The sequence below is a fragment of the Sphingomonas sp. AC522 genome, assembly GCF_979258125.1.
Map to the genome: position 1 here is coordinate 2,789,218 of NZ_OZ409836.1, position 26,223 is coordinate 2,815,440.

Below are 26,223 nucleotides of genomic sequence, written 5' to 3' on the forward strand. Positions count from 1 at the left end.
ATGACCGGTGGACAGGTAATGGTGATCCTGATCGTCGCGATCTCGACACTGGGCTGGCTCATCTCGAGCGCAATCCGCGCTAAGCACGGCTACCCGCTCGAGAATGAATGGTCGGGAAAGACCGCCAAGGGCGATCCCGATGCCGATCGCAGGATCGGGCTCCTGTCGAGCGAGAACGAGCGCCTCACCGGCCAGATCTCGCGACTCGAAGAGCGGATCGCAGTGCTCGAGCGGATCGCCACCGATCCCGCCGAGCGCACCGCCCGCGAAATCGACGCGCTGCGCTGAACCAGAAGGAAGAAACGATGCTTTCCCCACTTCTCATACCGATCCTCGGCATTTCCGTCGGCCTGCTCGCCGTCTTTGGCGGGGTCTTCTTCAAGCCCTGGCTGGCGATGCAGCAGCGCAAGATGGAGATCGAGGCTGGGATGGTTGCCGAAAAGGCTGCCCAATATGCCGCCCAGACCGAGAGGCTCGAACAGCGCGTCCAGGTTCTGGAACGGATCATCACCGATCGCGGGGTCAGCCTTGCGGACGAAATCGAAAAGCTGCGCGACGCGCCGCTCAACTAAAGCCCGCTGCGCCCGCCGCAGCAAAGCAAAGGAAGTCAAATGATCATCGTAATGTTCGCAGTGCTTGCAGCACTGTGCGGGGGAGGTATTGCCCTCGCCGAAGTCCGGGACCGCCCTGTCCGCCGCGCCTATCGCGCCGCGCAGGCAGCCTCGCAGAACTAAGCGCCGCCCAGGCGCCAAGAGGGAGTTAGGTGCAATGAATCCGTTCGAAATGGTAGTAGCCATCGTCGTGATCGCCACCATCGGCGGCGTGCTCAAGGCGCGCTACGGCATCCACAAGGACAAATGGGGCAACGAGCAGTATCGCGGCGGCGCAGACCCCGCGGCCAGCGTCGAGAATGCCCGGCTCAAGGACGAGCTTCGCGCCCTCAAGGAGCGGATCCAGGTCCTCGAGCGTGTCATCACCGACACCAATGACAGCAGCGCCCGCCTCGATCGCGAGATCGAGTTGCTGCGCGACAAGAACTAACGTCTGACCAGGGAGGAATGACGTGACCAACGATCCCAATCTCTACATCACCGTCGCCGTCTCGGGCCTTGCCGGCCTTGGCATGGTAACCGCAGCGAGCCTTTCCGGATGGCGCGGCTGGCTGGCTCTCAAGCGCCAGGAAATGCTCGATCGCCATACGGCCGAGACCCAGCCCGGCCAGGCCGGCCCCTCGGTCGGCTCGCGCATCGAAGTCGCCGATCTCAAGGAGCGCATCCGCAAGCTCGAAGCGATTGCGGCAGGCGTGGATCTCTAAGCCTCGGCAAGGACCGTCCGTCATGCTGAACTTGTTTCAGCATCCAACGCTCCCCAAGCGATGACGCCCGTGGAGAATTGGACCCTGAAACAAGTTCAGGGTGACGGTGGAATTAGAGGCGAAGGCCGGTATAGCCCCCGCATGACCGACCTCGCCGATCTCCACGACGAATATGAATTCCTCGAAGCCGACGATCGTTATCGCCTGCTGATCGATCTGGGCCGCGCGCTGGAGCCGATGCCCGAGCCGCTCAAGACCGATGCCACGCTCGTTCGCGGCTGCTCGGCATCGGTATGGGTCTATCCCACCCGCCTGGAGGATGGCCGGCTCCATTTCCTCGCCGATTCGAACGCGGCGATCACCAAGGGCGTCATCGCCCTGGTCTTGCTCACCGTGCAGGACCGCACCCCCGCCGAGATCCTCGCCACCGATGTGGAAGGCGCTCTCGCCCCCTTCGACCTCGGCAACCAGCTCAGCTCGAACCGCACCCAGGGCATCCCAAACATGATCGCCCTGATCCGCGAGACCGCCGCGCGCTACGCCTAGCGCTCCTCCGGCTTCCAGGTCCGCGCTTCTTCGGCGGCCTTGAGCATGTCATACGCCGCCTGGATCGCCTGGAAGCGCTTCGCCGCCTCCGCATCGCCCGGGCGAACGTCAGGATGGTTGGCCTTGGCCATCCGTCGCCACGCCAGCCGCACCGCGTCGAAATCCGAATCCACTTCGAGCTCCAGCAGCTCCAGCGCGCGCATCTCGTCGCGCGAGCGGCTGCCGTCGCCCGGCCCCGCCCAGCTATTGGCCTTGCTCTCGGTATAGCCGCTGGCGTCGCGGCGCTCCGCGGCCTCGCGCTCGGCGGCTTCCTCGGCGGTCAGGCCCTCGAAGTAATTCCAGCTGCGATTGTATTCGCCGGCATGCGTCTCGCAGAAATACCAGCGATCCGGGCTATTGGGCGATTTGGGCGCGGGCCGGTCGCCAGGCTCGTTGCAGCCGTGCCGATCGCACATGCGCACGGTCACCGCCTCGCGATCGGCGCCATATTCGCGCCAGCGGGGAAAGCCCCAGTCAGAATTCCGTGTCGAACGCGCCATAAGGAAGCGCAGATAGGGTTCGATCCCGCCAAACGCCACCCACAATCCTCCCCCTCCCGGGGAGGGAAAGATGCCAGAGGGTCTATAAGCCGGGTTCTGTCCACCTCTTGCGAGGCTGTGCGGCCATTCCTCTAGGGGACGGATCGCTCCGCCCCTCAAGCAACCAACCCGGACGACGAGGCGGAACACCTCATGTGCCGTCCCTATTCGGTCTTGCTCCCGGTGGGGTTTGCCATGCCGTTCCTGTTGCCAGGTCCGCGGTGCGCTCTTGCCGCACCCTTTCACCCTTGCCCTCAATTCCGAAGAACCAGTGGGCGGTCTGCTCTCTGTGGCACTTTCCCTGGGGTCACCCCCGCCGGGCGTTACCCGGCACCGTATTTCCGTGGAGCCCGGACTTTCCTCGCGTGCTTGCGCACCCGCGGCCGCCCAACCCTCTGGCGGGGCCGGGATTAGCGGATTGGCGGGCGATTGGAAGCCCTAGCGATCCGCCGGCACCACCTCGGCAATCTCGAAATCGTAGCGCTGCCACCCGCGCACCTTCGCCGCATCCACTGCCGGCGCCTGCTTCTTCTTCGCCTCGGCCAGCGATTTGGTGTGGCCCCAGAAAACCTCGGTCTTGCCGTTCTCCAGCAGCGCCACGATCCGCCAGCAATGCGTAAACGGCGTTACGACCGGCCCGATCGTCTTCACATAGCCATCGGCAAAGGTCGCGCTCAGATACTGCTTCTTCGCCATCAGTGCGTCGCGAGCCAGTCCCGCGCTTCCTCCAGCGATTGGAATACGCGCAGCCGCGGATGCACCAGCGTACGCTCGGCCTGCAGCCGGTTGAGATGGCTGCCGACGACGACCGCAAACCACCCCGACGTCAGCGCCGCCCCGCCGATCATCACATTGGTCAGCAGGTCCGCGACATCATTGGCTTGCACCGGAAACTCCAGCGAATCGACGAGCACGTTGAAATCGTCGCGAACTGCGCGGGCCTCATGCGCCTTCGCTCCAACGGCCTTGGCAAATGCCGGGACATCCTCGGGCTTCCAAAAACCGCCGACAGTCAGATGCAAGATGTTCGCATCCGGGGCATACTCAATGCGAAACATTCGGCACTCTCAATCATCCCCTTGCGGCTTCGGCAGCAGCAGCGCCAGCAACAGGCAGCGGCACTCGCCGTCGATCTCGCCGTCGACCATCTCGGGCCGGAAGCGCCGCTGGAACGCCGTCACGGCCGCTACCGGATCCTCCACGTCATAGCCGAAGCGCTCGAGCGCCAGCATGAAACCGGCATCGGGCCAGCCCGGATCGATCAAATTCCGGGTTGGCCGCGGCAGCGCCAGCCGAAGCCGGGCGAGCGCATGCCAGTTGAACAATTCGCCCGGATCCTCCTTGCGCGCCGGTGCGACATCCGAATGCCCGACGACATTGCCGCGGGTGATCGCGTGCCGCTCCTTGATCTCCGCTACCAGCGGGATCACTGCGCTCATCTGCGCCTCGGGGAAGTTGCGATATCCGTGCTCGTGCCCGGGATTGACGATCTCGATGCCGATCGACGCCGAATTGACGTCGGTGATCCCGCGCCACTTCGCCCGACCGGCATGCCAGGCGCGCTTGTCCTCGTCGACCAGCCGGAAGATGCGGCCATCTTCCTCGACCATATAATGCGCCGATACTTCGGCCGCCGGATCGCGCAACCGCTCGAGCGCGGCCTCGCCGCTGACCATGCCGGTATAATGGAGCACGATCATGCTGACCGGGAGCCGCCGATCGTTGAAATTGGGCGACGGCGCGTCGATGATCGGAAGGTCGCTCACCGGGTCAGACTAGGGTCTGAAGCACGAGACAGCAATTCCTCCCTCGCTTCAGCGGGGGAAGTGGCGCCGAAGGCGACAGAGGGGACCTATCCCCAAACAATGCGCTCGCGGGCGATGCCCCCTCCAGCATGTCGTGGTCCCTCTCCCCCGCTGCGCGAGGGAGAAACGAAGCGTATCAACCCAGCGCAGCGGCGCGCGAAGTATGGAGCGACGGAATCGCCGCGCGGTAAAAGCCACGGAAGCGCTCGCTCGGCGTGAAATGCTCGGTCTGGCCGATCACGGTCTCGCCCGCACCCATCACCAGCAGCCCGCCGGGGCGGATCGCGCTGGAGAGAATGTCGAACACCGTGCGGCGCACCGTCGGCGAGAAATAGAGCAGCACATTGCGGCACAGAACGATATCGAACTTGCCCGGAGGCGCCGGATCGGCCGTGAGGTTGTGCTGGCGAAACTGGATACGACGGACCAGCTCGGGTTTGGCCACCCAATCGGCGCCCACGGTATCGAACCAGGTCATCATCCGCCGCACGGGAAGCCCGCGCTGGATCTCGAACTGCGAGAATTTGCCCGTCCGCGCGCGCGCCAGCGCCGCGGGCGAAATATCGGTCGCCACGATCTCGGGCGCGCGCAGCCCGTCCAGCCCGCGCTCGGCGAACAGCATCGCCAAGCTCAGCGGCTCCTGACCGGTTGAGCATCCCGCGGACCATATCCGCAGCCGGCGGTCGTTGCATTCGGCGTGCATTTCCTCGGCGGCGTCGCCGACCGCATCGAGTACCGCCGCATCGCGGAAGAAGCTCGTTTCCTGATTGAGCAGCGCATCCACCACCAGATCTCCCAGCTCCCCTGTCCGCGCCGCCACCAATTGCGCCACCAGATCGTCGAGCGTGGCCAGCCCGCGCTCGCGCAGGATCGGTTTGAGCGCCGTCTCGATCCGCCACGAGCGATTGGCGGCGATCTGTTGCCCCGCGCGCTGCTCGAGTAGCGCCGCAATCATGTTCATTGCCGCCGGCGATGGCATGGGCTGCGAGGGCGGGATCATGCCCGGCCTCCGCGCCCTGCGACCAGCCGGCCGATCTCGTCGGGCGGCAGCACTGCGCTGGCGCGCCCGGCATTGGCGACCGCGCCGGGCATGCCCCACACCACCGAACTCGCCTGATCCTGGACCAGCACGCGCGCGCCCGCCGCAAACAATTCGCCGGCGCCTTCGCATCCGTCGCGGCCCATGCCGCTCAGCACCACGCCCAGAGCGCGCTTGCCGAATACTTCGGCCACGCTTTCGAACATCGGATCGACCGAAGGCATACAGCCGCTCAGCGATTTCTCGTGCGTCAGCCGAATCGCCGCGCCTTCCGAAGTGCGCACCACGCGCATGTGCGCATCGCCGGGCGCCACGATGATGCGGCCGGGGCGGATCCGCATGCTGTCGGTCGCGACTTCGCACGGACGTCCGCCGAGCACCGCGAGCTGCGCGGCGAAATAGCCCATGAAGGAAGGCGGTAGATGCTGCGTGACGAGGATCGGCACTTGGAAACCTGCCGGGATCGCACGGAGGAACTGGCTGAGCGCGTGGATCCCCCCGGTCGAGGCGCCGATCGCGACCAAATCGAAGTCGCGCGGCGCAGGGACCGGGCCATAGCCGTTGGCATGCGGCGCAAGATCGGCCGGCGCTTCGAACAATTTGGAAAGCCTCTCTTCGAGCACTTCGGCGAAGCGGCCGCCAAACGCGCCGATGCCGGGTTTGACCAAAGTATCAGCGGCGCCCAGCGCGAGCGCCTGGACGCTCACCGCCGCGCCATCGTCCGCAGAGGAAGAAACCACGAGCACTTTCGCGCCGTGGCTGGCGAGCAGAATATCGGGGAGCGCCGTCAGCCCGTCGATGCCGGGCATCTCGATATCGAGCAGGATCACGTCGACGCGATTCTTGTCGAGCCAGCTCAGCGCCGCGCTGACGTCGCTGAACGCACCGGCGACGGCGAAGCGCCGCGTGGCCTCGACCATCCGGCCGAGCACCGATCGCGCGACGACCGAATCGTCGATGATCAGAACGCGGGTCGCCGATGCGAGCCCAACGCTTTCCTTCACCAGAGTGGAATGCGCCATCAGCGCTTCTCCTCAGCCGAAGCTCAGGCGACGCCGACGATCTGCAGCTTGCTTTCGAGCGTCTCGCGATCGAACGGCTTCATCACATATTCGTCCGCGCCCGCTTCGATCGCGGCGCGGATATAGGCCATGCCGTTCTCGGTGGTGCAGAACACCACCTTGGGACGCACGGGAAGTCCCGAATCCTTGAGTGCGCGCAGGAAATCCATTCCGCTCATCACCGGCATGTTCCAGTCGAGCAGGATCACGTCGGGCGGCGTATCGAGGCAGGAATCGAGCGCCTCGCGGCCGTCACCGGCCTCGCGGACTTCGAAGTCGAGCGTCTCCAATATGTGGCGGGCGACCTTGCGGATCACCTTCGAGTCGTCGACGACGAGACAAGTCTTCATTTTTCCCTGTTCCCCGTAAGCCAGGTGTCTGGATAATCACGATGCACTGAAAGGCGTAAGCTTCGCGTTAATCGGATAAATTAGTTCGGAGCGCCTTGCCCGGGCACCAGGCTCGCCAAGTCGATCGCGAGGATCGGCTCGCCATCGCGCTCCACGACACCGCGCCCCGCCCCGCGCCATGCCGGATCGAGCGCGACGCCGCCTGCCAACGGCAGCAATTCGAATGGCGCGACATCGTCGAGCGCATCCACGAGCATCGCATAATGATGGCCTTCGACGCGGGTGATCACGGCGCGGCGCGCGTCGCTTTCGCCGGCCAGGCCCAGCGCCGATTGGGTGTCGACCACGGTCACCACGCGGCTGCGCAGGGCGGCGAGCCCGCGAACATGTTCGCTCGCCAGCGGCACGGCAGTGACTTCGCCGATATCGACCACCGATTCGACCTGGTTGGAATCGATCGCCACGGCACGCCCGGCGATCTGCGCGATGAGATAGAGGTGGGTCATCACCGGGTCCCCGTCATCTTGGCTTCGCCAGTCATCTTCGCTTCCAGCGCCGAGAGCAGCCCTGCGCGATCGTAGCGATAGACACTGTCATCCCCCGCCGCGGCGACGCGCCGGCGGCGCAGTCGCACCACCGGCGCGGGCTCGGCATGCGCGGGCGAGGCATCGTCGGATGAGAGGACGACGGATGCGGATTCACCCGGTGCGAGCTCGAATGCGACGCGATATCCGGATGTTTCGAGCAGCGGACGCACGAACGAGGCCATCCAGCCGCCATCGTCGCCCTGGATCAGGCAGACCGGGCGGGCTTCGTCACCCATCCCGTCGCGATCCGCATGCGTGTCGAACACCCAGAGCATGTCGAGCAGTTCGACCTGCTCGCCATCGAGCAGCACCACGCCCGAAACCGGGCCGGGCTCGCGGGCCGGCGTAACCTCTTCGGGCAAAGCGATGATGTCGATCGCCTCTTCGATCACATAGCAGACTTCGTTGGCATCGTCCTTGAGGCGGAGCACGTTCAGCCGCTCGCGTCCGCCGATCTCGCCTTGCGCGGCGAGCGGCAGGATGCGCTCATCAATGGTCACGCGGAAGCGCCCGGCGGCGAAGCGCACCTGGATCGCATCGACTTGTTCGACGCGATCGACGGCGGCCAGCGGCACTGCCCGGCGGACCCCGTCGAGATCCTGGAACAGCAGCGCCGGAATTCCTTCCTTCACTGCCTCGGCCCGCGCATCGTCGAAGTCGCGGCTGGCATCGCGGTTGAAATCGAGCCCCGCGATGCTGGCCAGCCCGGCACAATCGAGCAGCAGCATCGGCAGGCCCGAGTCCGGAAGCGTCTGCCCGGCATAGACCCCGCACGACATCACTGCGGGCGACGCCGGCTTGATCACCAGCTCCTCGGTATCGAGCACGCTGTCTGCGCCCAGCGCATAGCTGCCTTCGGGCACGCTCACGATCGCAATCATCCGCGGCGCATCGGATTTGATCCGCTGCAGCCCCAATACGTCGCAGAGATTGAACATCGGCATCCGCCGCCCGCGCACGGTCAGCATCATCGCCCCGCCGACCGTATCGATGCGGATCGCATCGCCGCGATCGGTGACGATTTCCTCGATCGATTGGCGCGGTATAGCGAAGCGCTGTCCGCCCGCCCCCACCACGATCGCCGAGATGATCGACAGCGTCAGCGGCACGTGGATCGCAATGCGCAGCCCCTTGCCCGGGGTGCTGTCGAGTTCGACGCGCCCCCCGATCTGCTCGATCGCGGCGCGGACCACGTCCATGCCGACGCCGCGCCCGGAAATTTCGGTGACTTCGTCCTTGCTCGACAATCCAGGCTCGAACACCAGATCGAGCTTGGCGCGTTCGGACAGCCCGCGAAGGTGACGCTCGTCGCCGCCATTCTGCACCATCTTGGCGACCAGCTTGCCGGTATCGACGCCGCGGCCATCGTCGGAAATCTCGATGATGATCTGGTTGCCCGATTGCCGCGCCGATACGATCAGCCGGCCATTTTCGCGCTTGCCTGCCACCCGGCGGTCGCCCGGCGTCTCGATGCCATGGTCGATCGAATTGCGGACGATATGGACGAGCGGATCACGCATCATCTCGATCATCTCGCGATCGAGCTCGACGTCCGAACCCTCGATATGCAGCGAAACCGACTTGCCCAGCCCCGCCGCCGTATCGCGCACCATTCGCGGCAGTGCCGAAAACAATGCATCGATCTTCTGCATCCGCGTCCGCGTCACCGTGTCGCGCATTTCGCCGACAGTCAGCGAAAGCCGCTCGAGCGCCGCTTCCAGCGTCGGATCGATATCTCCCGCGCGCATCCGCCGCGCCAGCTCGTTGCGCGCCAGCACCATGTCCGACATGCCGGACATCATCCGATCGAGCAGGTCGACATTGAGCCGCACGCTGCGCGCCGGCGCCCGCTGGCCGACGCCGCCGCCTGCCGGCACTGCCGCCACCGTGTCGCTGCCCTCGGCCAGCGCCGCGATCAGCAGATCCTCGCCGGTATCGTCAAGGCTGTCGCCCGAATCGATCGCCTCGACGATCTCGCCGATCCGGTCGACGATCGCGAGCACGGCATTGACCAGCCCGACATCGGGCACCCGCTCGCCATCGCGCACCTGCGCCAGCACATCCTCGGCAGCATGACTCAGCCGCGCCAGCCGCGGCAGATCGAGAAACCCGCAACTGCCTTTAACAGTGTGGACGAAGCGAAAAATCGCATCGAGCCGCCCCTTGTCCCCCGGATGCGCCTCCCACGCGACGATCTCACCCGAAAGCGCCTCAAGCGTCTCACGGGTTTCGGCAATGAATTCCTGAAGCAGATCGTCCATGAGGCCCCGAAGCAAATTTGCCGGGCCTTTGTGGGGGATGGGTGGTTAAAGCGGGGTTAGCCGAATTCCTCGTCATGCCAGCGAGAGCTGGCATCTCCAGCCGCTAGCGCGACCTTCGTTGCATGACACCTCAGCTTGCGCTGAGGTGGGGAAGAACCTCAAACTCCGAAGCTCGCCCCAAACAGCAGCACTTCGGCATCCGGCGGGCTCACCTGCAGCACGCCCCCGTCCTGCGTCACCAGCGCATGCGCCAGATAGGCCGCAGCCGCGCGCGGAGTGATCGGCAGATCGTCCTTGCCGCCCGCCAATGCGCTGCGCAGTTCCGGGTCCAAAACAATCCGCGGACCATCTGCGCGCACCACGATCTCGATATGCCCCTCGACGATCTCCGCGCCGATCGCCAGATCGCCGCCCCGCACCAGCGCGTCCCCCCCGATCAGCGCCAGGTTGAGCAGCACCTTGATCGCCTGCTTGGGCAGCACCGGATCCTCGACCATCCAGCCGACCTGGACGCGGTGGTTCTCGCCGAACAGCCCTTCGATCGCCGCCTGCGCCTCGCGGGTGTCCACGGTCTCACCAAAGCCCCCCGCCGCGCCGAACGCCAGCCGGAAGAACTTCAATTTGTTGGCCGATGCCTTGGCGCTCTCGCTGAGCAGTTCCAGGCAGCGCGCGCGCATCTCGGGATCATGCTCGTCGGCAAGCAGTTCGAGCCCGTTATTGAGCGCCCCGACCGGGCTCAGCAGATCGTGGCAGAGCCGCGAGCAAAGCAGGCTGGCGAAGTCGGTCGGGCTGATGTTCAAATGAGGTGCTCCAGATAATTCGTCTCTTTGGCGCACGCACCGCCAAGCTGCAAGCACGCTACTGGTCCTCCGCCTCTGACAACGCTAACATCAGACAAAATGCGAGGGGGAGAGAGCAATGCGAGGATTCCTGCTTCCAATGGCCGCGGCCGCGATGATGCTGGCGGGAATGCCCGCCGTCGCGCAATCCCGCGCCGACGCGACCGCGAGCTTCCGCATCGACAAGGCCCGCATCGATCGCGCGCTGGCATCGATGGTCGCCGATGGCCGCGCAGTGGGCGTCTCCGCCCTGGTCTGGAAGGATGGCCGCGAAGTCTATTATGGCGAAACCGGCCTGGCCGATCGCGAGGCTCCCCGCCCGATGCGCCGTGACACGCTCGTCCAGATCTATTCAATGACCAAGCCGGTCACCGGCGTCGCGCTGATGCAGCTATGGGAGCAGGGCAAGTTCGGGCTCGACGATCCGATCGCGCGTTATCTCCCGGCCTTCGCGACGATGCTGGTGCAGGATGGCGCCGATACCGCGGGCAAGCCGCTCTGGCGCCCCGCCACGCGCCCGATCACCGTTCGCGACGTGCTGCGCCACACCGCCGGCTTCGCTTATGGCGACGGGCCTAGTGCGGCGGAAAAGGCCTTCGCCGCCGCCAATCCGCTCGCGCTCACCAACGATCTGAAGCAGTTCGGCGAGCGCATCGCGCACGTCCCGCTGATCTTCGATCCCGGCAAGGAGTGGCGATACAGCGCCGCGGTCGATGTCCAGGCGCTGCTCGTCGAGGCACTGACCGGCCAGCCTTTCGAGGACTATGTCCAGGCGCATATCCTGAAACCTCTGGGCATGAAGGATAGCGGCTGGACCCAGCCCGATGCCAATCTCGCCCGCTTCGCCGCCACCTATCTGCTGCAGGACGGCAAGCTCGTCCGCGAGGACGACAAGATCGCCCGCGCGCGCAATTTCCCCAAGCCGGCGATGACCATGGGCGGCGCCGGCCTGGTCGCCTCGATTGACGATTATATGCGCTTCGCCCGCATGCTGCTGAACGGCGGCACGCTCGAGGGCACGACCATTCTGAAGCCCTCGACCATTCGCATCATGTCGACCGATCAGCTTGATCGCCGCGTTACCGAACGCTCCTGGCTGCCGAGCAAGGGCAATGTCGGCTTCGGCTTCGACTTCGCGGTGCGGGTCGGCCAGCCGAAAAGCGCGGAGGAGAATCGCGGCGCGCTCGGCGAATTCTTCTGGGATGGCGCTGCGACGACCCTGTTCTGGGTCGATCCGGCAAACAAGCTGAGCGCGGTGTTCTTCGTCCAGACCAAGCCCTTCACCGGCACGCTCCACCGCGATATCCGCCGCGCGGTCTATGGCGATGCGTATCTCGGGCCAGCGGGGGACTAAAAATTCCCCCCCGTCGGGAGAGGGAGGGGCCCGCCGCCGAAGGCGATGGGAGGGTGAGGGTGACCTCTCCACAAATCACAATTCTCGTGGAGAAGTCACCCCACCCGCCCTCTCCCATCAAGGGGGAGGGCTTTCGCATTACTCGCCTAAACCACTCGGCGGCCAGTGAAGAGCTGGATCAGCCCGACCACGATCGCGACGACGAGCAGGATGTGGATCAGCCCGCTGCCGATCTGGAAGGCGAAGCCCAGCGCCCAGAGGATCAACAGGATGATGGCGATGGTCCAAAGCATGGCGACTCTCCCTTGTGAACACTGCCCAGCCAACGTGTTGCGCGGGCGAAACGTTCCCTGCCGGTGCTGACGAGCGCTGACCCTTCGCAATTATACCGAACATCATCATCGACTTAAGACACGATCTTGCCATATCAAGTTGATGCCAAATAATTCTAACTAATAGTCCTTTTCGGACCGATTGATCCGCGCCCATACTATTGTGCACTTGACCGATCAGTCGCATGATATCCCCTGATTTCCTGGGGGGACATCAAATGAGCGACGAACGCCTTACCGAGCATTTCTGGCTGAGCGAATTGCTGGTCTCTGCCGTGGCTGATCAACGCGGCATCGCCAATACGCCGACTGCCGCGCATCTTGCCGTCATGCGCAGCCATCTGGCACCGGGACTAGAGAAGATTCGCGAAATCTGCGGCAATCGTGCGATCGTCGTCACCTCCGCCTATCGCAATCCGAAGATCAACAAGCTCGTCGGCGGCACTGCGACCAGCGCCCATCCCCAAGGCTATGCCGCGGATATCACCGTCGCGGCGCGCTCTGCCGAGTCCACCGCCAAGCTGATCGCCGATGCCATGGCCGAGGGGAAGATCAAGCTCGACCAGCTCATCCTCGAGAGCGGCCGCGGCGTCGTCCATGTCGCCTTTGGCCCACGGCTTCGCGGCATGCGCGGCCACCAGCCGGGCGGTCCCAGCACGTATATCGACTGGAAATATTTCGACTGAGCACGAAGCGGAGGGGGTTTGACGATGCCGATCACCGGAACTGGCTGGGAATTGCATGTCCAGCGTTTGGGCCTCCACAAATCGGGAACCCGGACGCGCACCTACGGCAAATATCAGGTCTATATCGATGGCCAGGCCCAGGCGGACCTTGCCGGCTTCGTCTGCGAGGCCATCGGCCCGGGCGACAACAAGACCGCGGGCAATGGCAAGCGCGTCGAGGCCAAGAGCTATCCCCTATGGACTCAGTTCGGACGCTATCGCTCGATCGGCTATTTGGGTGAGGAAAGCCCGCCGGGCACCGATCCGATGCCCGGTCTGGCGCTTGCCGGCACCAACAAGCGCATCGGCATCCTCATCCATCCGGCGCATCCGCCCAAGGCCAAGCTCTATCTGGCAAGCATCGGCTGCCTCAATCTCACCGGGCCGGTCGGCCCCGATGCCGATATGGAATTCTGGGATTCGCGACGCCGGGTCGTGGCGTTGATCAAGAGCCTAAAGGCGCGCTATCCCGCCGCTTTCCAGCATCAGGTGATGACCAGGATCGGCGGCGCCAGCGTCGTTATCGACGGCGAGCCGATGAACGTGCTGACCCAGGCCGCGCCGGTCGCCGCCGTCGCGCCGCCGCCCCCTGCCCCGCCGCTCCCGCCCGCCAATCTGCCGATCTCCAAATCGGCGGCCGAGGCTTGCGCGCGCTGGCTGGTCACGAATTTCGGCGCGCAAATGCGGGCCGCGGTCGCTGGGAAGGCCTATGGCGCCAAGCATCTCTGCGCGATCATCTGCCAGGAGACAGCTTACAAATGGGTGCCGTGGATCAACACCATGTCGGTCCAGACGATCGTCGAGCGCGCCGTCTATGATGCCAGCGGCGATTATCCCGGCACCAGCCGCAGCGCCTTCCCCGTCAACACCGCCGCCTTCCGCGCCCGCTATGGCGATGCCTTTGCCGACATGCTGATCGAGGAAGCGAACAAGACGCGCCGCCTCCAGAATTATGGCGACAAGCCCTGGGTTTATAAGGGCTATGGCCTGCTGCAATACGACCTCCAGCACGTCACGAGCGACGAGGATTTCTTCCGCAACAAGCGCTGGTACAGCTTCGATACCTGCCTCGCCCGCGCGATCAGCGAGCTCGACGAGAAGCTGCGCATCACGCACGGCGATTTGTGGGAAGCGATCCGCGCCTATAACGGCAGCGGCCCGCGAGCGCGGCAATATGCGGCGAACGTCAAGGTCTTCACTGCCTATTGCGAGCCGATCGCCGGGGCCTGATTGCCTTCGATCGACCATGCCACCGGTTCGAACCCGGCGGCGGCTCCTGCGCGCCAGGCGCTGATCTGCCCGCCAGCGGCGATCAGCCACAGCTTGCCGTCGGGCGCGGCCATCGCTGCGTCGGTCGCAGAGGGCGTGGCGTCGCCGCTCGGATGCGAATGCCAATAGCCCGCGATCCGCGGCCCGCCGGCGCGCTCGGCCCGCAGCGCTGCGAACAGCGCCTTCGGCTCGATCTCGAAGCCGATCGCAGGCTCCGCCGCCACGTTGGCGCAATGCTCGGCGGCCGAAACCGCATGGCCCTCGCCGAACAGCAGCCCGCAGGCTTCCAGCGGCGCCGCGCCGGCGGCCGCGCGCTGGATTAGTTCGACAACACACCTTGAAATTCGGACCCGCATCGCCATCTAAGGTAAAACATGAACTCGGGGGTTTCCATCATCGAAGCACGCATCGCGGAGACAGCCGATGGCTGGCGTCTCGATCGTGCTCTCGCGGAAGCCGTGCCGACCCTGTCGCGCGAGCGGATCAAGGCCCTGATCTCGACGGGCCAGGTCACCGGCCCGCACGGGCTGGTCCGCGATCCGGCGAAGAAGTTTCCCGGCGGCGCCCTGTTCAAGCTCGAAGTCCCCGATCCCACGCCTGCGCATAACGAGGCGCAGGATATCGAACTAAACGTCGTGTTTGAAGACGAGCATCTGATCGTGATCGATAAGCCTGCGGGGCTCGTCGTTCATCCCGCCGCGGGCAATCTTGATGGAACATTGGTCAATGCGCTGCTCCATCACTGCGCCGGCCAGCTTTCGGGGATCGGCGGGGTCGCGCGCCCCGGCATCGTCCACCGGATCGACAAGGATACGTCGGGTCTGATGCTCGCCGCCAAAACCGATCCGGCGCATGTCGGCCTCGCCCGCCAGTTCAAGGCGCACACGATCGACCGGCGCTATCGCGCGATCGTCAATGGTCACGTAAAAACGCCGACGGGGACCGTGAATGCATCGCTGGCGCGGTCGCAAACCAATCGTAAGAAGATTGCCGTTGTCGCAGAGGGAAATGGAAGACACGCGATCACGCATTGGCGTCGCGTGTGTCAACTTCGCAATGCGGATCTTATCGAATGCCGCCTGGAAACAGGAAGAACCCACCAGGTCCGCGTGCACATGGCCTCGATCGGACATTCACTTTTGGGCGATCCGGTTTATGGCGGATCAAGCAAGCATCGCGCGCTTCTGGAAACCTTGAATTTCCGCCGCCAAGCCTTGCACGCCGCCCATCTGGGGTTCATTCACCCCGTGAAAAGCCACGCTTTGGCGTTCGATAGCGAAATGCCTGCCGATATGCAGGAACTGTACGCTAATCTTGTCGTATGAATTAGGGAGCGCGTTGGCCCAGCGGGCGGCGCTCAGAAAGGGAGTTTTGGATCATGGCAAATGGCAGCAATGTCCCCGCGACGATCCCCGCACTTGGCGGCGAGCAGAGCCTCAACCGCTATCTGGCCGAGATCAAGAAGTTTCCGATCCTCGCGCCGGAGCAGGAATATATGCTCGCCAAGCGTTTTGAGGAACATGGCGATGCCGATGCCGCGGCGCAGTTGGTAACCTCGCATCTGCGCTTGGTCGCCAAGATCGCCATGGGCTATCGCGGCTATGGCCTGCCGGTCAGCGAGCTGATTTCCGAAGGGAATATCGGCCTGATGCAGGGCGTGAAGAAGTTCGAAGCCGATCGCGGCTTCCGCCTGGCGACCTATGCCATGTGGTGGATCCGTGCATCGATCCAGGAATTCATCCTGCGCTCGTGGAGCCTCGTAAAGATGGGCACCACCGCGGCGCAGAAGAAGCTGTTTTTCAATCTGCGCCGGATGAAAGCCAAGCTAGATGCGTTCGAGGATGGCGATTTGTCGCCGGAGCATCTTACCAAGATCGCCACCGATCTCGGCGTCACCGAGGACGAAGTCACTTCGATGAACCGCCGCATGGCGATGGGCGGCGACACTTCGCTCAACGTGCCGATGCGCGAGGATGGCGAGAGCCAGTGGCAGGATTGGCTCCAGGACGACGCGCCGCTGCAGGACACGGTCGTCGCCGATGCCCAGGAAGCCGATGTTCGCCACGAGATGCTGACTTCGGCGATGGACGATCTCAACGAGCGCGAGAAGCATATCCTGACCGAGCGTCGCCTGACCGACGATCCCAAGACGCTTGAGGAGCTTTCGCAGGTTTACGGCGTGTCGCGCGAGCGCGTCCGCCAGATCGAGGTTCGCGCGTTCGAGAAACTGCAAAAGGCGATGATGCGCTTGGCGGGCGAAAAGCGGCTGGTGACGGCGGGCTGAGCCCCGCTTCGGCAGGCACATGACGGTTGCGATACGCCGCGCGCTTCGGCAAGCGTGCGGCCATGGCTGAAGACAAAAGCGACGAAGATGGCCGTTTGGGCCCGCCGCTGACGCCCGGCGTGCATCCGGTCGAGGATGGCGAGCCGCAAGCTCCGCCGACCCAGATCACCGCGCCCGAGCGCTGGGCCAGCTTCACGCCGCCGCCGGTTCCCCAGCCACTCGGCGACGCGCCAATGCCCGATCTCAACCGGCTGTCGGTGCCGCGGCGCAGGCCCGGCCCGGGTTTCCAGCGGCCAGCGGCACCCGTCGCTCCCGCAGCGCAGCCCAAGCCCCGGAAGCGCAAGTCCGTCTGGCGCCGCATCCTGGGCTGGATCGTCAAGCTGATCCTGGCGTTCCTGCTTCTCTCGATGGCGATGGTGGTGGTGTATCGCTTCGTCGGCCCGCCGGTGACTTGGACGATGATCTGCGACATCATCGGCGGGCATGGCGTCACCAAGCGCTGGATGCCGCTCAGCCGGATCGATCCGAGCATGGCGCGGGCGGCGATCGCTGCTGAGGACGCGCGCTTCTGCGAGCACAATGGCTTCGATTTCAAGGCGATGGCGGCGGCGGCCGCGCGGAACGCGACTGGCACCAGAGTCATTCGCGGCGGTTCGACGATCAGCCAGCAGACAGCCAAGAATGTCTTCCTCTGGCAGGGCGGCGGCTATTTCCGCAAAGGGCTCGAAGCCTATTTCACTGTGCTGATCGAGAATATCTGGGGCAAAAGGCGGATCATGGAGATCTATCTCAACGTCGCCGAGACCGGGATCGGCACTTACGGAGTCAATGCCGGCAGCCTGCGCTACTTCAAGCATGACGCTTCGCGGCTTTCGGCACGCGAGGCCGCGCAGATCGCCGCGGTTTTGCCGCTTCCCAAAAAGCGCGCCGCGATCGATCCCAAGGGCTTCACGCGGCGCTATGGCAATTCGATCTCTGCCCGGATCGGCGTCGTCCGGGGCGACGGGCTCGACGCCTGCCTGCGCTGACTATTCGATCTTCTTCGCGGCATCCTTGGCCGCGTCGCCGACATCCTTTGCCGCATCGCCGACGCTCTCCGCGGCTTCCCTGACGGCACTGGTCTTGGCATTCTCGCGGGCATTCTGGTTGAACAGATAGACCGCGCCGACCACGACGAGGATCAGGATCGCCAGGCCGATCAGCAAGCCGGCGCCGCCGCCGCCGCTGCGGGTCTGGACCACTACGGTCTCGCCGCCGCCATCGCTTTCGGTGACGCGCTCGGTGATCACGCCGTCGGTCCGCTCGGTAACTCGCTCAACCATCGAAACACTCCTCGATTTGTGCCGCAGCAACCGAGGAGTGTCCGTGATAGTTCCCTAACCTGTGTTGGGTCTTAGAAAGGCAGCTTGAAACCCGGCGGCAAAGGCAGCCCGCTGGTCATCTTGGCCATCAATTCCTGTGAGACCGTATCAGCCTTGGCGCGCGCATCGTTGAAGGCAGCGGAAAGCAGATCCTCGAGCATGCCCTTCTCGCTCGGATTGAGCAGCGAATCATCGATATCGATCCCGATGATCCGGCCCTTGGCCGAAGCGCGGACCTTGACCAGCCCGCCGCCCGACTGGCCTTCTACTTCGATCGTATCGAGGTTTGCCTGGGCCTTGGTCAGCTCGGCCTGGACGTTCTGCGCCATGGCCATCATCTTTTCGAGATCCATCTCAATTCGTTCCTGTCTTGGTCCAGCCGATCAGTTCGGCCTCGGGAAAGGCTTCCATCGCCGCCATGACGACGGGCGACCGCAGCACGGCATCGCGCTCCGCCGCCTCGTTGGCAGCCTGTTGTTCGCGCAACGTAGGCGCGCTCGCGCCCTCTACAAGCCGCAGCCGCCAATTGACTTGAGTGGTGTCGCGGAGCGCCGCGGCGAGATCGCGCATGAAATCGTGCGGCAGCGTCCGCACCGCGCCGAACTCCGCCTCGGTGCCGTTAAAGCTGACCGGGCGCAGATAATCGCGCACCTGGGTCGCCAGCTGGAGCCGGCGATGGTGCTCGAGATGATCGGCCAGTTCGGCGATGGTGCCGGGCAGCCCGGGCTCCTTCGGTGCGGCAGCAGCGGCGGGCGGCGATACGGCACCGCTGGCGATCTGCCGCGCCAGATCGCCCGGATCGGGGAGTTGCGAGGCATGGATCACCCGCAGCAGCGCCATTTCGCACGCCTCGATCGGCAGCGCCGCACGTGCGACTTCGTCATGCCCCTTGAGCAACAATTGCCACAGCCGGTGGAGGGCCGGGAAGCTCAGCCCAGCCGCCCAGCGTTCCAGCGCCTTCATTTCCTCCGCGGACTGGCCTGCAGTCGCATCGGTGCCCAATTTGGCAAGCGTCACGCCGTGGACGGTTTCGAGCAGTGTCTTGAGCACGGCCTGGGGATCGACCCCCATGTCATATTGCAGCCGCAGCGCCGCCAGCGCACCGCCCGCATCGCCCGATAGCAGCAGCCCGAACAATTCACGGATCGCGCCGCGGTCCGAAAGCCCCAGCATCTGACGGACGGCATCGGCCTTGACGCCCTCGCCTTCGATCCCGGCATGCGCGATCGCCTGGTCGAGGATCGAAAGCCCGTCGCGTGCCGATCCTTCGGCCGCCCGCGCGATCATGTTGAGCGCTTCGGGCTCGGCCTCGACGCCTTCGGCCTCCGAGAACTCGGGCGAAATGTTCGGCCAGCTTCTCGGCCGGGATACGCCGCAGATCGAAGCGCTGGCAGCGCGACAGCACCGTGACCGGCACCTTGTTGACCTCGGTGGTGGCGAACAGGAACTTCACATGCGCCGGAGGCTCTTCGAGCGTCTTGAGCAGACCGTTGAACGCGGCCTTGGAGAGCATGTGGACTTCGTCGATGATGTAGATCTTGTAGCGCGCGGAGACCGCCGAATAGCGCGACGCTTCGATAATCTCGCGGATATCGTCGATGCCGGTATGGCTCGCGGCGTCCATCTCGATCACGTCGATATGCCGCCCCTCGGCGATCGCGACGCAAGGCTCGCAAACCCCACAGGGGTCTATCGTCGGGCCACCCTGCCCGTCCGGCCCGATGCAGTTCAGCGCCTTGGCGATCAGCCGCGCGGTCGAGGTCTTGCCGACCCCGCGGACGCCGGTGAGCAGGAAAGCGTGCGCCAGCCGATCGCGCTTGATCGCATTGCCCAGCGTGGTGACCATCGCATCCTGGCCGATTAGCTCGGAAAAGGTCTGCGGACGGTATTTGCGCGCCAGCACGCGATACGCCTGATCGCGCGGCTGCGGGGGTTCGTCGAGGCCAAGGAAGGAATCGGACATCTAGCCCGTCCTAGCGCGGCGCGTGGACGAAGTCGAAGATTCAACCCGGCGCAAATGTTGATGAAGTTTATAAACTTCGGGGGTCTCAACATTCGCCGTACGGAGCGCTTGCGTGATGGACAGGCCGCACATTTTCATGGTTTGTTCCATGGCACGGATGAGTGCCTGTAGGACAGGGAAAAAACATATCCGCGTATATCGCGCGGTCAGGATCGGCGGGCGCATTGCGATTGACCTGTGCTCGGCCGCTGCGGAAACTCCGCCCGAAAAAGGGGTGACCAATGGGACGTTTAGACCGGCGCGACCTGGGGCTTGCGGGCTTGCGCATCGCCATCGCGTGCCTGCTCGCCATTCACGGCTGGTATCGCTTCACGCAGGGCGGTGTTGCGCCGTTTGGGGAGTGGTTGACCGGCCAGGGCATTCCCTTCGGGCCGTATGTGGCGGGGGGTGTGACGGGATGGGAGATATTGGCGACGCCGCTGCTCGCGATCGGGTGGCGGGCGCCGTGGCTTTGCCTCGGTTTTGCGGGGATCTACACAGCCGGACTCGTGATGGTGCATTGGCCCGAGGGATGGTTCGTGGTCGGCGGCGGGCGCAATGGGATGGAATATAGCGTGTTGCTGCTGGTGTGTTTGGGGGTGATCGGGGTTGCGCATTTGCCGGAGCGGGTGGTGGGTCCGGACTGATAGGCGCGCCGCGGCAAAGCGGCGTCGTCGGTCGGCGCTCGTAGCGCCGCCGGCCGCGCTCGCTGCCGGTGCTCGTTTTAGCTTTGCTAAAAGCTCGCGCAGCGAGCGGTGGGAGCCGGAACGACCCGTAGCGAAATCGTTGTGGCTGCTTCCTTCCGGATCTGACCAGGTTGGCGACGACCACGTCCGCCCGACTCCCGCGGCGCATATGGGCGAAGCCGTGCGACGGCGCAAGAGCGGGGGCGCCCGGTCGGCACCCCCACCCTCTCAATCGCTTAGCGGCGGCGCACCTGGCGGCAGACGCGCGTGCTGCGCCCGTGACGCCAGCGGCGGGTGCAGACCGTCCGCCATTTCGCGCGGCGATTGTGACCACGCCAACCGCGACGACCGCGATCGTCGCGCACCACGACGCGAACCTGCGCGCTCGCGGCAATCGCGGAGGCAGTGACCGCCGTGGCCGGAGCCGAAACCGGCGCCGCGCTCGCGGCCGGAACAAACAACATCGTCGCGGCAGCCGCGGCAATAAGCCCTAATGTCTTCATATCATCCTCTCCTGCAGTGCTATGCCCGCGCCGATGAAATGTTCGAGGGCGTAACGAAGTTCCGTGTTACCCGGCGCGCGTGGTGACCGCCCTGCCGCGCCGTTGATCGAGCACTTCCTCGGCGCGCTCGCCGGTGATCCGCAGTGCCTCCAGTTCGATCTCGCTCCTGCTCTCGATCCCCATCAGATCGTCACGCGCGCCCTTCATGGCATGGATCAGTTCGTCGATCTTGAGATGCAGTGCGGCCTCATGCCGCTTCTGCTGGTTGAGCACCATCTGGGTGAGCGTGATCGCCAGCACCGACAGCACCAGAGTCAGCAGTGCCGTCGCGCGATTGCCAAGCGGTAGCAGGAACCAGCCGGTACAGAAGATCAGCACGCCGATCAGCGCCATCGGATGACCGGCGATATTCGCGCCGATGTCCGAGATGCGGCAGCCGAGATGATAGCTTCGTTGACGCAGGTTAGGTCGATTCATCGCAGCCAAACGGTCCGGCGCGCGGCCTGTTCCAAACCTATGTTAACGGCCCTGCATATCGCGGTGGTGCGGCGGCATGCGAACGGTCAATCCGTCGAGCTCGACGCCGAGGATTATCTGGCACGCCAACCGGCTGGTCCTGCCCGCTCCCATTGCTAGATCGAGCATGTCTTCCTCTTCCTCGCTGGCAGGAGGGAGGCGGGCGAAATCCTCTGCAGCAACGATCACATGGCAGGTCGAGCAGGCCATTTGGCCCTCGCACGTCCCCTCGAGCGGCTGACCGTCATTCTGCGCGACTTCGAGCAGCCGCGCGCCTTCCGCTGCCTCGACTTCCCGCATGGCGCCGTCGGTGCCGATGAAGCGGATTCGGATCATGCCGATACTTTCTGCGTGCGGGCGGCGAAATTGATGCGATCGAGTGCGGCGATCAGTTCTTCCTCGCTGGTGTAGCGCCCGAAGCCGAGCCGGATCGACGATTTGGCCTGGACGTCACTGAGGCCGATCGCGCGCAGCACATGGCTGGGCCGCCCCGATCCGCTGGCGCAGGCCGAACCCGCCGAAAAGGCAATGTCGCGCAGATCCGACATCAGCCGGGCGACATCGAGCCCCTCACGGCGGAGGTTGAGGTTGCCGGGATAGCGTTCGCCCTGCGATCCGTTGAGCTGCCAATCGACCGCGACATGCGCGAGCGCGGCGCGGAAGAGTTGCTCGGCATGGGCATGATCCGCGCCAAAGCGCTGCTTGGCGAGCTGCGCGGCTGCCCCGAAGCCGGCGCAGAGCGCGGGGGAAAGCGTGCCCGATCGCCCTGCCGGCTCCTGTCCGCCGCCATGGAGCAGCGGATCGAGCGTGATCCCGTCGCGGATCCACAGAGCGCCGACTCCCTTAGGGCCGTGGATCTTGTGCGCGGAGACCGCCACCAGATCGCATTCGTGCGGGATCAATTCGCGACCATAGCCCTGGACCGCGTCGCACAGGAACAGCGCGCCAGCGGCGTGTGCCATTGCGGCAAGCTGGGCGATCGGCTGGATCACACCGATCTCGTTATTGACCAGCATTGCCGCGACGATGCCGGTGCCGGGCTTCACCGCCGCGCGAAACGCCGCGAAATCGACAAGGCCGTCGCTACCGACCGGAAGCACGCTGACTTCGCGGCCCTTGGCGCGCTCGGCCTCGACCGTGTCGAGCACGGCGGCATGTTCGGTCGCGAGGGTGACGATGGGTCCTTTGGTGCCCTTGATCGCCCAGTTGAGGGCTTCGGTGGCGCCGCTGGTGAAGCTGACCGCGCCGCCGGTCGGCATCAGATCGGCGACCTGCTCGCGCGCGACTTCGACCGCCGCCTTTGCCGCGCGGCCGGCGGCGTGCGCCGAATGCGGATTGGCGTGCTGGTTCTCAAGCCAGGGGAGCATTGCGGCCAGCGCCTCGGCCGCCAGCGGGGTGGTCGCCTGATAATCGAGATAGATCATGCCCGGCTGTACCGCGCTTCGCGGGCGATCTTCTGCCAGACCTTGGCGAACTCGTGGGTCTCGGCCTTGTTGGTCTTCCTGCCGAAGCTGACACGGACCACTTCGCGCAGATCGGGCTCCTGCCAGCCCATCGCGGTCAGCACATGGCTTGGCCGCATGCTGCCCGAGGAGCAGGCGCTGCCCGCTGACACTGCATAGCCTGCCAGGTCGAAGCGGATGAGCTGCGCCGCGGCGGACATTCCGGGCATCCGGTACGATCGGATTGCCGGCGTGCTGTTGATCCCCTCGCCGATCACTACGCCGCCATCCTGTTGCACGGCGAAGTCGAGCTTCTGGCGCAGGGTCCAGAGCGGCTGAAGCGGCTCGGGCACTTCCAGTGCCGTCGCAAAGCCGATCGCGCCGGGCAGATTTTCGGTTCCGGCGCGATAGCCCCGCTCCTGCCCGCCCATCGGCATCAAGGTGGCGAAGTCGCGCACCATCAGCGCGCCGACTCCGGGGGGGCCGCCGCGCTTGTGTGCGGAGACCGCGATGAAATCGGCATGGAGCAATACTGCATCGTCGGCGCGCGCGGGCATTTGCGCGGCGTCGACGAGCAGCAGCCCGCCGGCTTCGCGAACGATCCGCGCGATCGATTCGATCGGCTGGCGGATGCCGGTTTCGCTGTTCGCCCATTGCACGCAGACCAAAGTGCCGGGCTCCAGGGCCCCGCTCAGCGCTTCGAGATCGAGTTTGCCCGTGGATCGTACCGGCAGCACTCGCATGCCTTCCGAATGGCGCAGCACCGAATCATGATCGACTGCAGTGATCAGCTTCCGCTCGGCCATCGAGCGCTTGAGCGCGATATAGAGCGATTCGCTGGCGCCCGAAGTCAGGATCAGTTCGTGCGGCCAGCCATAGGCGGCGGCGATCCGCCGGCGGGCATCCTCCAGCGCCGCGCGGGCCGCCCGCCCCTCAGTGTGCGGCGAGCTGGGATTGGCCCAGCGCATCATCGCATCCTTCACTGCCAACACCGCCTTGGGCAGCATCGGCGTGGTCGCGGCGTGATCGAGATAGATGCGGTCGGCCAAGGGTCGGTTTCGTTCCAATTGCGCAAAAGGCTGCTCTGCCTATATAGCGCCCAGCTTCGCGCGCCACCGGGCGCGCACGAAATCAACAGGTGCGAATTTGCCCGAAGTCATTTTTCCCGGCCCCGAAGGCCGCCTCGAAGGCCGTTTCGCTCCCGCCCCGCGCCCGCGCGCGCCGGTCGCGATGATCCTCCACCCGCACCCCAATGCCGGCGGCACGATGAACAACCGCATCGTCCAGGAGCTCTACAAGACCTTCCAGCGCCGCGGCTTCGCTACGCTGCGCTTCAATTTCCGGGGCGTCGGCAAGAGCCAGGGGACGTTCGACAACGGCATCGGCGAACTGTCCGACGCGGCGTCGGCACTCGATTGGGTGCAGAGCTTCCATCCCGAGGCTTCGACCACCTGGGTTGCCGGCTTCGGCTTCGGCGCGTGGATCGGCATGCAGCTGCTGATGCGCCGCCCAGAGATTCGCGGCTTCATCTCGGTGGCACCGCCGGCCAACATGTTCGACTTCACCTTCCTCGCGCCCTGCCCCTCCTCGGGTATCATCATCCAAGGCGAGAATGACGAAGTCGTCACGCCGGGTGCGGTCCAGAAGCTCGTCGACAAGCTGCGCACCCAGCGCCACATCACGATCCACCACGACACCATCCCGGGCGCGAACCACTTCTTCGAGCACGAGATGGAGCAGCTGATGGGATCGGTGGACAAATATCTCGACATGCGGCTCGATCCGAACTCGCCGATCCGGTGACAGCCCGTCATCCCGGCGAAAGCTGGGATGAGCCTACTTCAGAATATTCCCAGCCCCGCCCGCCACGAACGCCGCGGTCGCCTCCTCGGCACTGAGATAGGCCTCCTGGAATTCGGCGCTCCAATATTTGAGGTCGTCCAAGTCGATCCGCGCGCCGGTGACCGCGCACAGCACATAACTGCCCGGCACGACCATTTCATATTCGGGTGTGCCGTAGATCAGATGTGCGGGGCCGGCGGATTTGAGCATGGCAGCTATCTGGGGACGCCGGTCACAAAGTCCAGATCAGCAGATTGCCAAGGATGACGAGCGCGCAGACCATCATCAGCACGCCCTTGGTGCGGTCGGTCTTGAGCAGCCGCGCGCCGCCCCAGACAAGCGCGAACATCGCGACGACGGCGATGCTCTGCAGGATGGGGCTGAGCGTAGGATCAGTCATGCCAGCAACCACCATACGACCAGTAGCGCGACGATCACCGCGAGCACCGCTCCGGCGATGATCTTGTCGCGGCGGCGATAGATGATGCGCAGCAGATAATACATGCCATAGCCGATCACCTTGGCGACGGCGCCCATCGAATTGGCGATCACCGCGCCGAACCGCGTGGCCATCAGTCGGACCCGCTCAGCACGGCGGCATAGGCCTCCGGATCGGCATTGCCGCCCGAGAGGATCACCAGCAGCCCGGGCTTCAATTCGACCTTGCCCGCCAGCACCGCCGCCAGCGCGACCGCGCCGCCGGGCTCGACCACCACGCGCAGCTTGGCCGCGGCCCAACGCTGCGCCGTGCGGACTTCGGCTTCGCTCACCGTCAGCCCCCGCGCCCCACGCCGCGAGAGCACATCGAAGGTCAGCGGCGAGGGTTCGAGTGTCTGCAGCGCATCGCAGGCCGTAGGCGGCGGATTGGGGCCGACCGGCTCGATCCAGCCCGCTTCCAGGCTGCGGCACATATCGTCCCAGCCCTCGGGCTCGACGATCGTCACTTCAGCATCAGGCAGCGCCAGCGCCAGCCCCGCGGCAAGCCCGCCACCGCCGCAGGGGGTGACGACATGGCTGGGATCGGGCAGCCGCGCTTCGACCATCTGGGTCATCGCCTCGATTCCGGCACTGCCCTGCCCCTCGATGATCCAGGGATCGTCGAACGGCGGCACGAGAGCCGCGCCGCGCGCGTGCGCCAGATGCGCGGCAATCTTGATGCGGTTCTCGGTCATCCGATCGTACGAGACCACTTCAGCCCCCATCGCCATCGTCGACTCGCGCTTCACCGCGGGCGCATCGGCGGGCATCACGATCACGGCAGGGATGCCGAGCCGCTTTGCTGCCCAGGCCACGCCCTGCGCATGATTGCCCGACGAAAAGGCGACCACGCCCTTGTCGCGCGATGCAGCGTCGAGCGCGGTCAGCCTATGCCATGCGCCGCGGATCTTGAAGGCGCCGATCGGCTGAAGGCACTCGGCCTTGAACGACACCGGCACGCCGCGAATTTCCGCTGTCAGCAAAGGGGTTTGCGGCAATATCGCCGCGACCTTCGCCGCAGCGTCGCGCACTCCGGCTCGGGTTGGCTG

General features: G+C 65.1%; 37 protein-coding genes, 2 other RNA genes and 1 pseudogene. 14 read left to right on the forward strand and 26 right to left on the reverse strand.

All coding sequences use genetic code 11. The features are described 5' to 3' along the window. The 6 genes from ACZZZM_RS14020 to ACZZZM_RS14045 all read left to right on the forward strand — a co-directional run bounded on the left by ACZZZM_RS14020 (position 1) and on the right by ACZZZM_RS14045 (position 1,861). Positions 1-288 carry a hypothetical protein gene (locus ACZZZM_RS14020; protein WP_463595703.1) on the forward strand — a complete coding sequence of 96 codons (288 nt, stop codon included), beginning with the start codon at positions 1-3 and terminating at the stop codon, positions 286-288. 17 nt (positions 289-305) lie between these two features. Next, positions 306-572 carry a hypothetical protein gene (locus tag ACZZZM_RS14025; RefSeq protein ID WP_463595704.1) on the forward strand — a complete coding sequence of 89 codons (267 nt, stop codon included), beginning with the start codon at positions 306-308 and terminating at the stop codon, positions 570-572. A gap of 39 nt (positions 573-611) precedes the next feature. Then, positions 612-734: a hypothetical protein gene (locus ACZZZM_RS14030; protein ID WP_463595705.1), complete on the forward strand. Its 123-nt coding sequence runs from the start codon at positions 612-614 to the stop codon at positions 732-734. A gap of 34 nt (positions 735-768) precedes the next feature. After that, positions 769-1,041 (forward strand): hypothetical protein, encoded by a 273-nt coding sequence (locus ACZZZM_RS14035; RefSeq protein WP_463595706.1) that lies wholly within the window; start codon positions 769-771, stop codon positions 1,039-1,041. Between the two features lie 82 nt (positions 1,042-1,123). Further along, on the forward strand, positions 1,124-1,315 hold the full coding sequence (locus tag ACZZZM_RS14040; RefSeq protein WP_463596451.1) for a hypothetical protein: 192 nt from the start codon (positions 1,124-1,126) through the stop codon (positions 1,313-1,315). A 141-nt stretch (positions 1,316-1,456) separates the two neighbouring features. Next, a complete protein-coding gene (locus ACZZZM_RS14045) occupies positions 1,457-1,861 on the forward strand; it encodes a SufE family protein (RefSeq protein ID WP_463595707.1) in 405 nt (134 codons plus the stop codon). On the opposite strand, the gene ACZZZM_RS14050 is transcribed toward ACZZZM_RS14045, so the two are convergent. The 11 genes from ACZZZM_RS14050 to ACZZZM_RS14100 all read right to left on the reverse strand — a co-directional run bounded on the left by ACZZZM_RS14050 (position 1,858) and on the right by ACZZZM_RS14100 (position 10,342). Continuing rightward, complete coding sequence (locus ACZZZM_RS14050; RefSeq protein ID WP_463595708.1) at positions 1,858-2,439, reverse strand: J domain-containing protein; 582 nt, start codon at positions 2,437-2,439, stop codon at positions 1,858-1,860. The two genes, ACZZZM_RS14045 and ACZZZM_RS14050, sit on opposite strands and share 4 nt — an antisense overlap. Before the next feature lie 30 nt (positions 2,440-2,469). Further along, an RNA gene (rnpB, locus tag ACZZZM_RS14055) (RNase P RNA component class A) lies at positions 2,470-2,838 on the reverse strand. 39 nt (positions 2,839-2,877) lie between these two features. Further along, on the reverse strand, positions 2,878-3,135 hold the full coding sequence (locus tag ACZZZM_RS14060) for a hypothetical protein (protein ID WP_463595709.1): 258 nt from the start codon (positions 3,133-3,135) through the stop codon (positions 2,878-2,880). Continuing rightward, a complete protein-coding gene (locus ACZZZM_RS14065; RefSeq protein ID WP_463595710.1) occupies positions 3,135-3,497 on the reverse strand; it encodes a hypothetical protein in 363 nt (120 codons plus the stop codon). Before ACZZZM_RS14065 ends, ACZZZM_RS14060 begins: the two co-directional genes overlap by 1 nt. A 9-nt stretch (positions 3,498-3,506) precedes the next feature. Continuing rightward, a complete protein-coding gene (locus ACZZZM_RS14070) occupies positions 3,507-4,205 on the reverse strand; it encodes an N-acetylmuramoyl-L-alanine amidase (RefSeq protein ID WP_463595711.1) in 699 nt (232 codons plus the stop codon). Positions 4,206-4,380: 175 nt separating this feature from the next. Beyond that, a complete protein-coding gene (locus ACZZZM_RS14075) occupies positions 4,381-5,244 on the reverse strand; it encodes a CheR family methyltransferase (RefSeq protein WP_463595712.1) in 864 nt (287 codons plus the stop codon). Beyond that, on the reverse strand, positions 5,241-6,305 hold the full coding sequence (gene cheB, locus ACZZZM_RS14080; RefSeq protein ID WP_463595713.1) for a chemotaxis-specific protein-glutamate methyltransferase CheB: 1,065 nt from the start codon (positions 6,303-6,305) through the stop codon (positions 5,241-5,243). The genes ACZZZM_RS14075 and cheB overlap by 4 nt, the downstream gene beginning before the upstream one ends. Before the next feature lie 23 nt (positions 6,306-6,328). Beyond that, positions 6,329-6,694: a response regulator gene (locus tag ACZZZM_RS14085; protein WP_463595714.1), complete on the reverse strand. Its 366-nt coding sequence runs from the start codon at positions 6,692-6,694 to the stop codon at positions 6,329-6,331. 80 nt (positions 6,695-6,774) lie between these two features. Further along, positions 6,775-7,200 (reverse strand): chemotaxis protein CheW, encoded by a 426-nt coding sequence (locus ACZZZM_RS14090; RefSeq protein ID WP_463595715.1) that lies wholly within the window; start codon positions 7,198-7,200, stop codon positions 6,775-6,777. Next, positions 7,200-9,542, reverse strand: a complete 2,343-nt coding sequence (locus tag ACZZZM_RS14095) for a chemotaxis protein CheA (RefSeq protein WP_463596452.1) — start codon at positions 9,540-9,542, stop codon at positions 7,200-7,202. Before ACZZZM_RS14095 ends, ACZZZM_RS14090 begins: the two co-directional genes overlap by 1 nt. A gap of 158 nt (positions 9,543-9,700) precedes the next feature. Next, complete coding sequence (locus ACZZZM_RS14100) at positions 9,701-10,342, reverse strand: histidine phosphotransferase family protein (RefSeq protein WP_463595716.1); 642 nt, start codon at positions 10,340-10,342, stop codon at positions 9,701-9,703. A 118-nt stretch (positions 10,343-10,460) separates the two neighbouring features. Between ACZZZM_RS14100 and ACZZZM_RS14105 the strand changes: the two genes are divergently transcribed. Further along, the gene (locus tag ACZZZM_RS14105) at positions 10,461-11,735 is read left to right on the forward strand and encodes a serine hydrolase domain-containing protein (protein ID WP_463595717.1); all 1,275 of its coding nucleotides are present in this window, start codon (positions 10,461-10,463) and stop codon (positions 11,733-11,735) included. Positions 11,736-11,881: 146 nt separating this feature from the next. Here ACZZZM_RS14105 and ACZZZM_RS14110 read toward each other — a convergent pair whose 3' ends face one another. After that, complete coding sequence (locus ACZZZM_RS14110) at positions 11,882-12,028, reverse strand: lmo0937 family membrane protein (protein ID WP_463595718.1); 147 nt, start codon at positions 12,026-12,028, stop codon at positions 11,882-11,884. A 257-nt stretch (positions 12,029-12,285) separates the two neighbouring features. On the opposite strand from ACZZZM_RS14110, the gene ACZZZM_RS14115 reads away from it, so the two are divergent. Both ACZZZM_RS14115 and ACZZZM_RS14120 read left to right on the forward strand, forming a co-directional pair. Then, positions 12,286-12,753, forward strand: coding sequence for a D-Ala-D-Ala carboxypeptidase family metallohydrolase (locus ACZZZM_RS14115; protein ID WP_463595719.1), 468 nt, complete (start codon positions 12,286-12,288; stop codon positions 12,751-12,753). A 24-nt stretch (positions 12,754-12,777) separates the two neighbouring features. Next, positions 12,778-14,022 carry a hypothetical protein gene (locus tag ACZZZM_RS14120; protein ID WP_463595720.1) on the forward strand — a complete coding sequence of 415 codons (1,245 nt, stop codon included), beginning with the start codon at positions 12,778-12,780 and terminating at the stop codon, positions 14,020-14,022. Here ACZZZM_RS14120 and ACZZZM_RS14125 read toward each other — a convergent pair. Further along, the gene (locus ACZZZM_RS14125; RefSeq protein ID WP_463595721.1) at positions 13,995-14,417 is read right to left on the reverse strand and encodes a M67 family metallopeptidase; all 423 of its coding nucleotides are present in this window, start codon (positions 14,415-14,417) and stop codon (positions 13,995-13,997) included. The genes ACZZZM_RS14120 and ACZZZM_RS14125 overlap by 28 nt on opposite strands. 18 nt (positions 14,418-14,435) lie before the next feature. On the opposite strand from ACZZZM_RS14125, the gene ACZZZM_RS14130 reads away from it, so the two are divergent. From ACZZZM_RS14130 to mtgA, 3 genes are all read left to right on the forward strand, one after another. After that, entirely contained in the window at positions 14,436-15,386 is a 951-nt protein-coding gene (locus ACZZZM_RS14130; protein ID WP_463595722.1) for an RluA family pseudouridine synthase, read from the forward strand. Positions 15,387-15,439: 53 nt separating this feature from the next. Further along, positions 15,440-16,345: an RNA polymerase sigma factor RpoH gene (gene rpoH, locus ACZZZM_RS14135; protein WP_463595723.1), complete on the forward strand. Its 906-nt coding sequence runs from the start codon at positions 15,440-15,442 to the stop codon at positions 16,343-16,345. A 407-nt stretch (positions 16,346-16,752) separates the two neighbouring features. After that, positions 16,753-17,373 carry a monofunctional biosynthetic peptidoglycan transglycosylase gene (mtgA, locus tag ACZZZM_RS14140; protein ID WP_463596453.1) on the forward strand — a complete coding sequence of 207 codons (621 nt, stop codon included), beginning with the start codon at positions 16,753-16,755 and terminating at the stop codon, positions 17,371-17,373. Here the strand turns inward: mtgA and ACZZZM_RS14145 are convergent, their stop codons facing one another. The 3 genes and pseudogenes from ACZZZM_RS14145 to ACZZZM_RS14155 form a co-directional block, all read right to left on the reverse strand. Continuing rightward, on the reverse strand, positions 17,374-17,667 hold the full coding sequence (locus ACZZZM_RS14145; RefSeq protein WP_463595724.1) for a hypothetical protein: 294 nt from the start codon (positions 17,665-17,667) through the stop codon (positions 17,374-17,376). Positions 17,668-17,738: 71 nt separating this feature from the next. Beyond that, positions 17,739-18,059: a YbaB/EbfC family nucleoid-associated protein gene (locus ACZZZM_RS14150; protein ID WP_463595725.1), complete on the reverse strand. Its 321-nt coding sequence runs from the start codon at positions 18,057-18,059 to the stop codon at positions 17,739-17,741. A gap of 1 nt (position 18,060) precedes the next feature. Beyond that, a pseudogene (locus ACZZZM_RS14155) lies at positions 18,061-19,669 on the reverse strand (DNA polymerase III subunit gamma/tau). Positions 19,670-19,950: 281 nt separating this feature from the next. On the opposite strand from ACZZZM_RS14155, the gene ACZZZM_RS14160 reads away from it, so the two are divergent. Beyond that, the gene (locus tag ACZZZM_RS14160; protein WP_463595726.1) at positions 19,951-20,355 is read left to right on the forward strand and encodes a DoxX family protein; all 405 of its coding nucleotides are present in this window, start codon (positions 19,951-19,953) and stop codon (positions 20,353-20,355) included. Between the two features lie 104 nt (positions 20,356-20,459). On the opposite strand, the gene ffs is transcribed toward ACZZZM_RS14160, so the two are convergent. The 6 genes from ffs to ACZZZM_RS14190 form a co-directional block, all read right to left on the reverse strand. Beyond that, positions 20,460-20,557: signal recognition particle sRNA small type (gene ffs, locus ACZZZM_RS14165), an RNA gene on the reverse strand. 73 nt (positions 20,558-20,630) lie between these two features. Further along, a complete protein-coding gene (locus tag ACZZZM_RS14170) occupies positions 20,631-20,897 on the reverse strand; it encodes a hypothetical protein (RefSeq protein ID WP_463595727.1) in 267 nt (88 codons plus the stop codon). 66 nt (positions 20,898-20,963) lie between these two features. Continuing rightward, the gene (locus ACZZZM_RS14175; RefSeq protein ID WP_463595728.1) at positions 20,964-21,374 is read right to left on the reverse strand and encodes a low affinity iron permease family protein; all 411 of its coding nucleotides are present in this window, start codon (positions 21,372-21,374) and stop codon (positions 20,964-20,966) included. Between the two features lie 42 nt (positions 21,375-21,416). Beyond that, entirely contained in the window at positions 21,417-21,749 is a 333-nt protein-coding gene (locus ACZZZM_RS14180; RefSeq protein ID WP_463595729.1) for a 2Fe-2S iron-sulfur cluster-binding protein, read from the reverse strand. Then, a complete protein-coding gene (locus ACZZZM_RS14185) occupies positions 21,746-22,837 on the reverse strand; it encodes a cysteine desulfurase family protein (protein WP_463595730.1) in 1,092 nt (363 codons plus the stop codon). The genes ACZZZM_RS14180 and ACZZZM_RS14185 overlap by 4 nt, the downstream gene beginning before the upstream one ends. Continuing rightward, on the reverse strand, positions 22,834-23,904 hold the full coding sequence (locus ACZZZM_RS14190; RefSeq protein ID WP_463595731.1) for a cysteine desulfurase family protein: 1,071 nt from the start codon (positions 23,902-23,904) through the stop codon (positions 22,834-22,836). The genes ACZZZM_RS14185 and ACZZZM_RS14190 overlap by 4 nt, the downstream gene beginning before the upstream one ends. Before the next feature lie 97 nt (positions 23,905-24,001). On the opposite strand from ACZZZM_RS14190, the gene ACZZZM_RS14195 reads away from it, so the two are divergent. Further along, complete coding sequence (locus tag ACZZZM_RS14195) at positions 24,002-24,658, forward strand: alpha/beta hydrolase (protein ID WP_463595732.1); 657 nt, start codon at positions 24,002-24,004, stop codon at positions 24,656-24,658. A 33-nt stretch (positions 24,659-24,691) separates the two neighbouring features. On the opposite strand, the gene ACZZZM_RS14200 is transcribed toward ACZZZM_RS14195, so the two are convergent. The 4 genes from ACZZZM_RS14200 to ACZZZM_RS14215 are packed head-to-tail and all read right to left on the reverse strand — an operon-like array spanning position 24,692 to position 26,205. Beyond that, complete coding sequence (locus tag ACZZZM_RS14200; RefSeq protein WP_463595733.1) at positions 24,692-24,907, reverse strand: DUF2093 domain-containing protein; 216 nt, start codon at positions 24,905-24,907, stop codon at positions 24,692-24,694. A 22-nt stretch (positions 24,908-24,929) separates the two neighbouring features. Continuing rightward, positions 24,930-25,097, reverse strand: coding sequence for a hypothetical protein (locus tag ACZZZM_RS14205; protein WP_463595734.1), 168 nt, complete (start codon positions 25,095-25,097; stop codon positions 24,930-24,932). Next, positions 25,094-25,270 (reverse strand): hypothetical protein, encoded by a 177-nt coding sequence (locus ACZZZM_RS14210; protein ID WP_463595735.1) that lies wholly within the window; start codon positions 25,268-25,270, stop codon positions 25,094-25,096. The genes ACZZZM_RS14205 and ACZZZM_RS14210 overlap by 4 nt, the downstream gene beginning before the upstream one ends. Then, complete coding sequence (locus tag ACZZZM_RS14215; protein WP_463595736.1) at positions 25,270-26,205, reverse strand: threonine ammonia-lyase; 936 nt, start codon at positions 26,203-26,205, stop codon at positions 25,270-25,272. Before ACZZZM_RS14215 ends, ACZZZM_RS14210 begins: the two co-directional genes overlap by 1 nt. Positions 26,206-26,223: the final 18 nt, after the last annotated feature.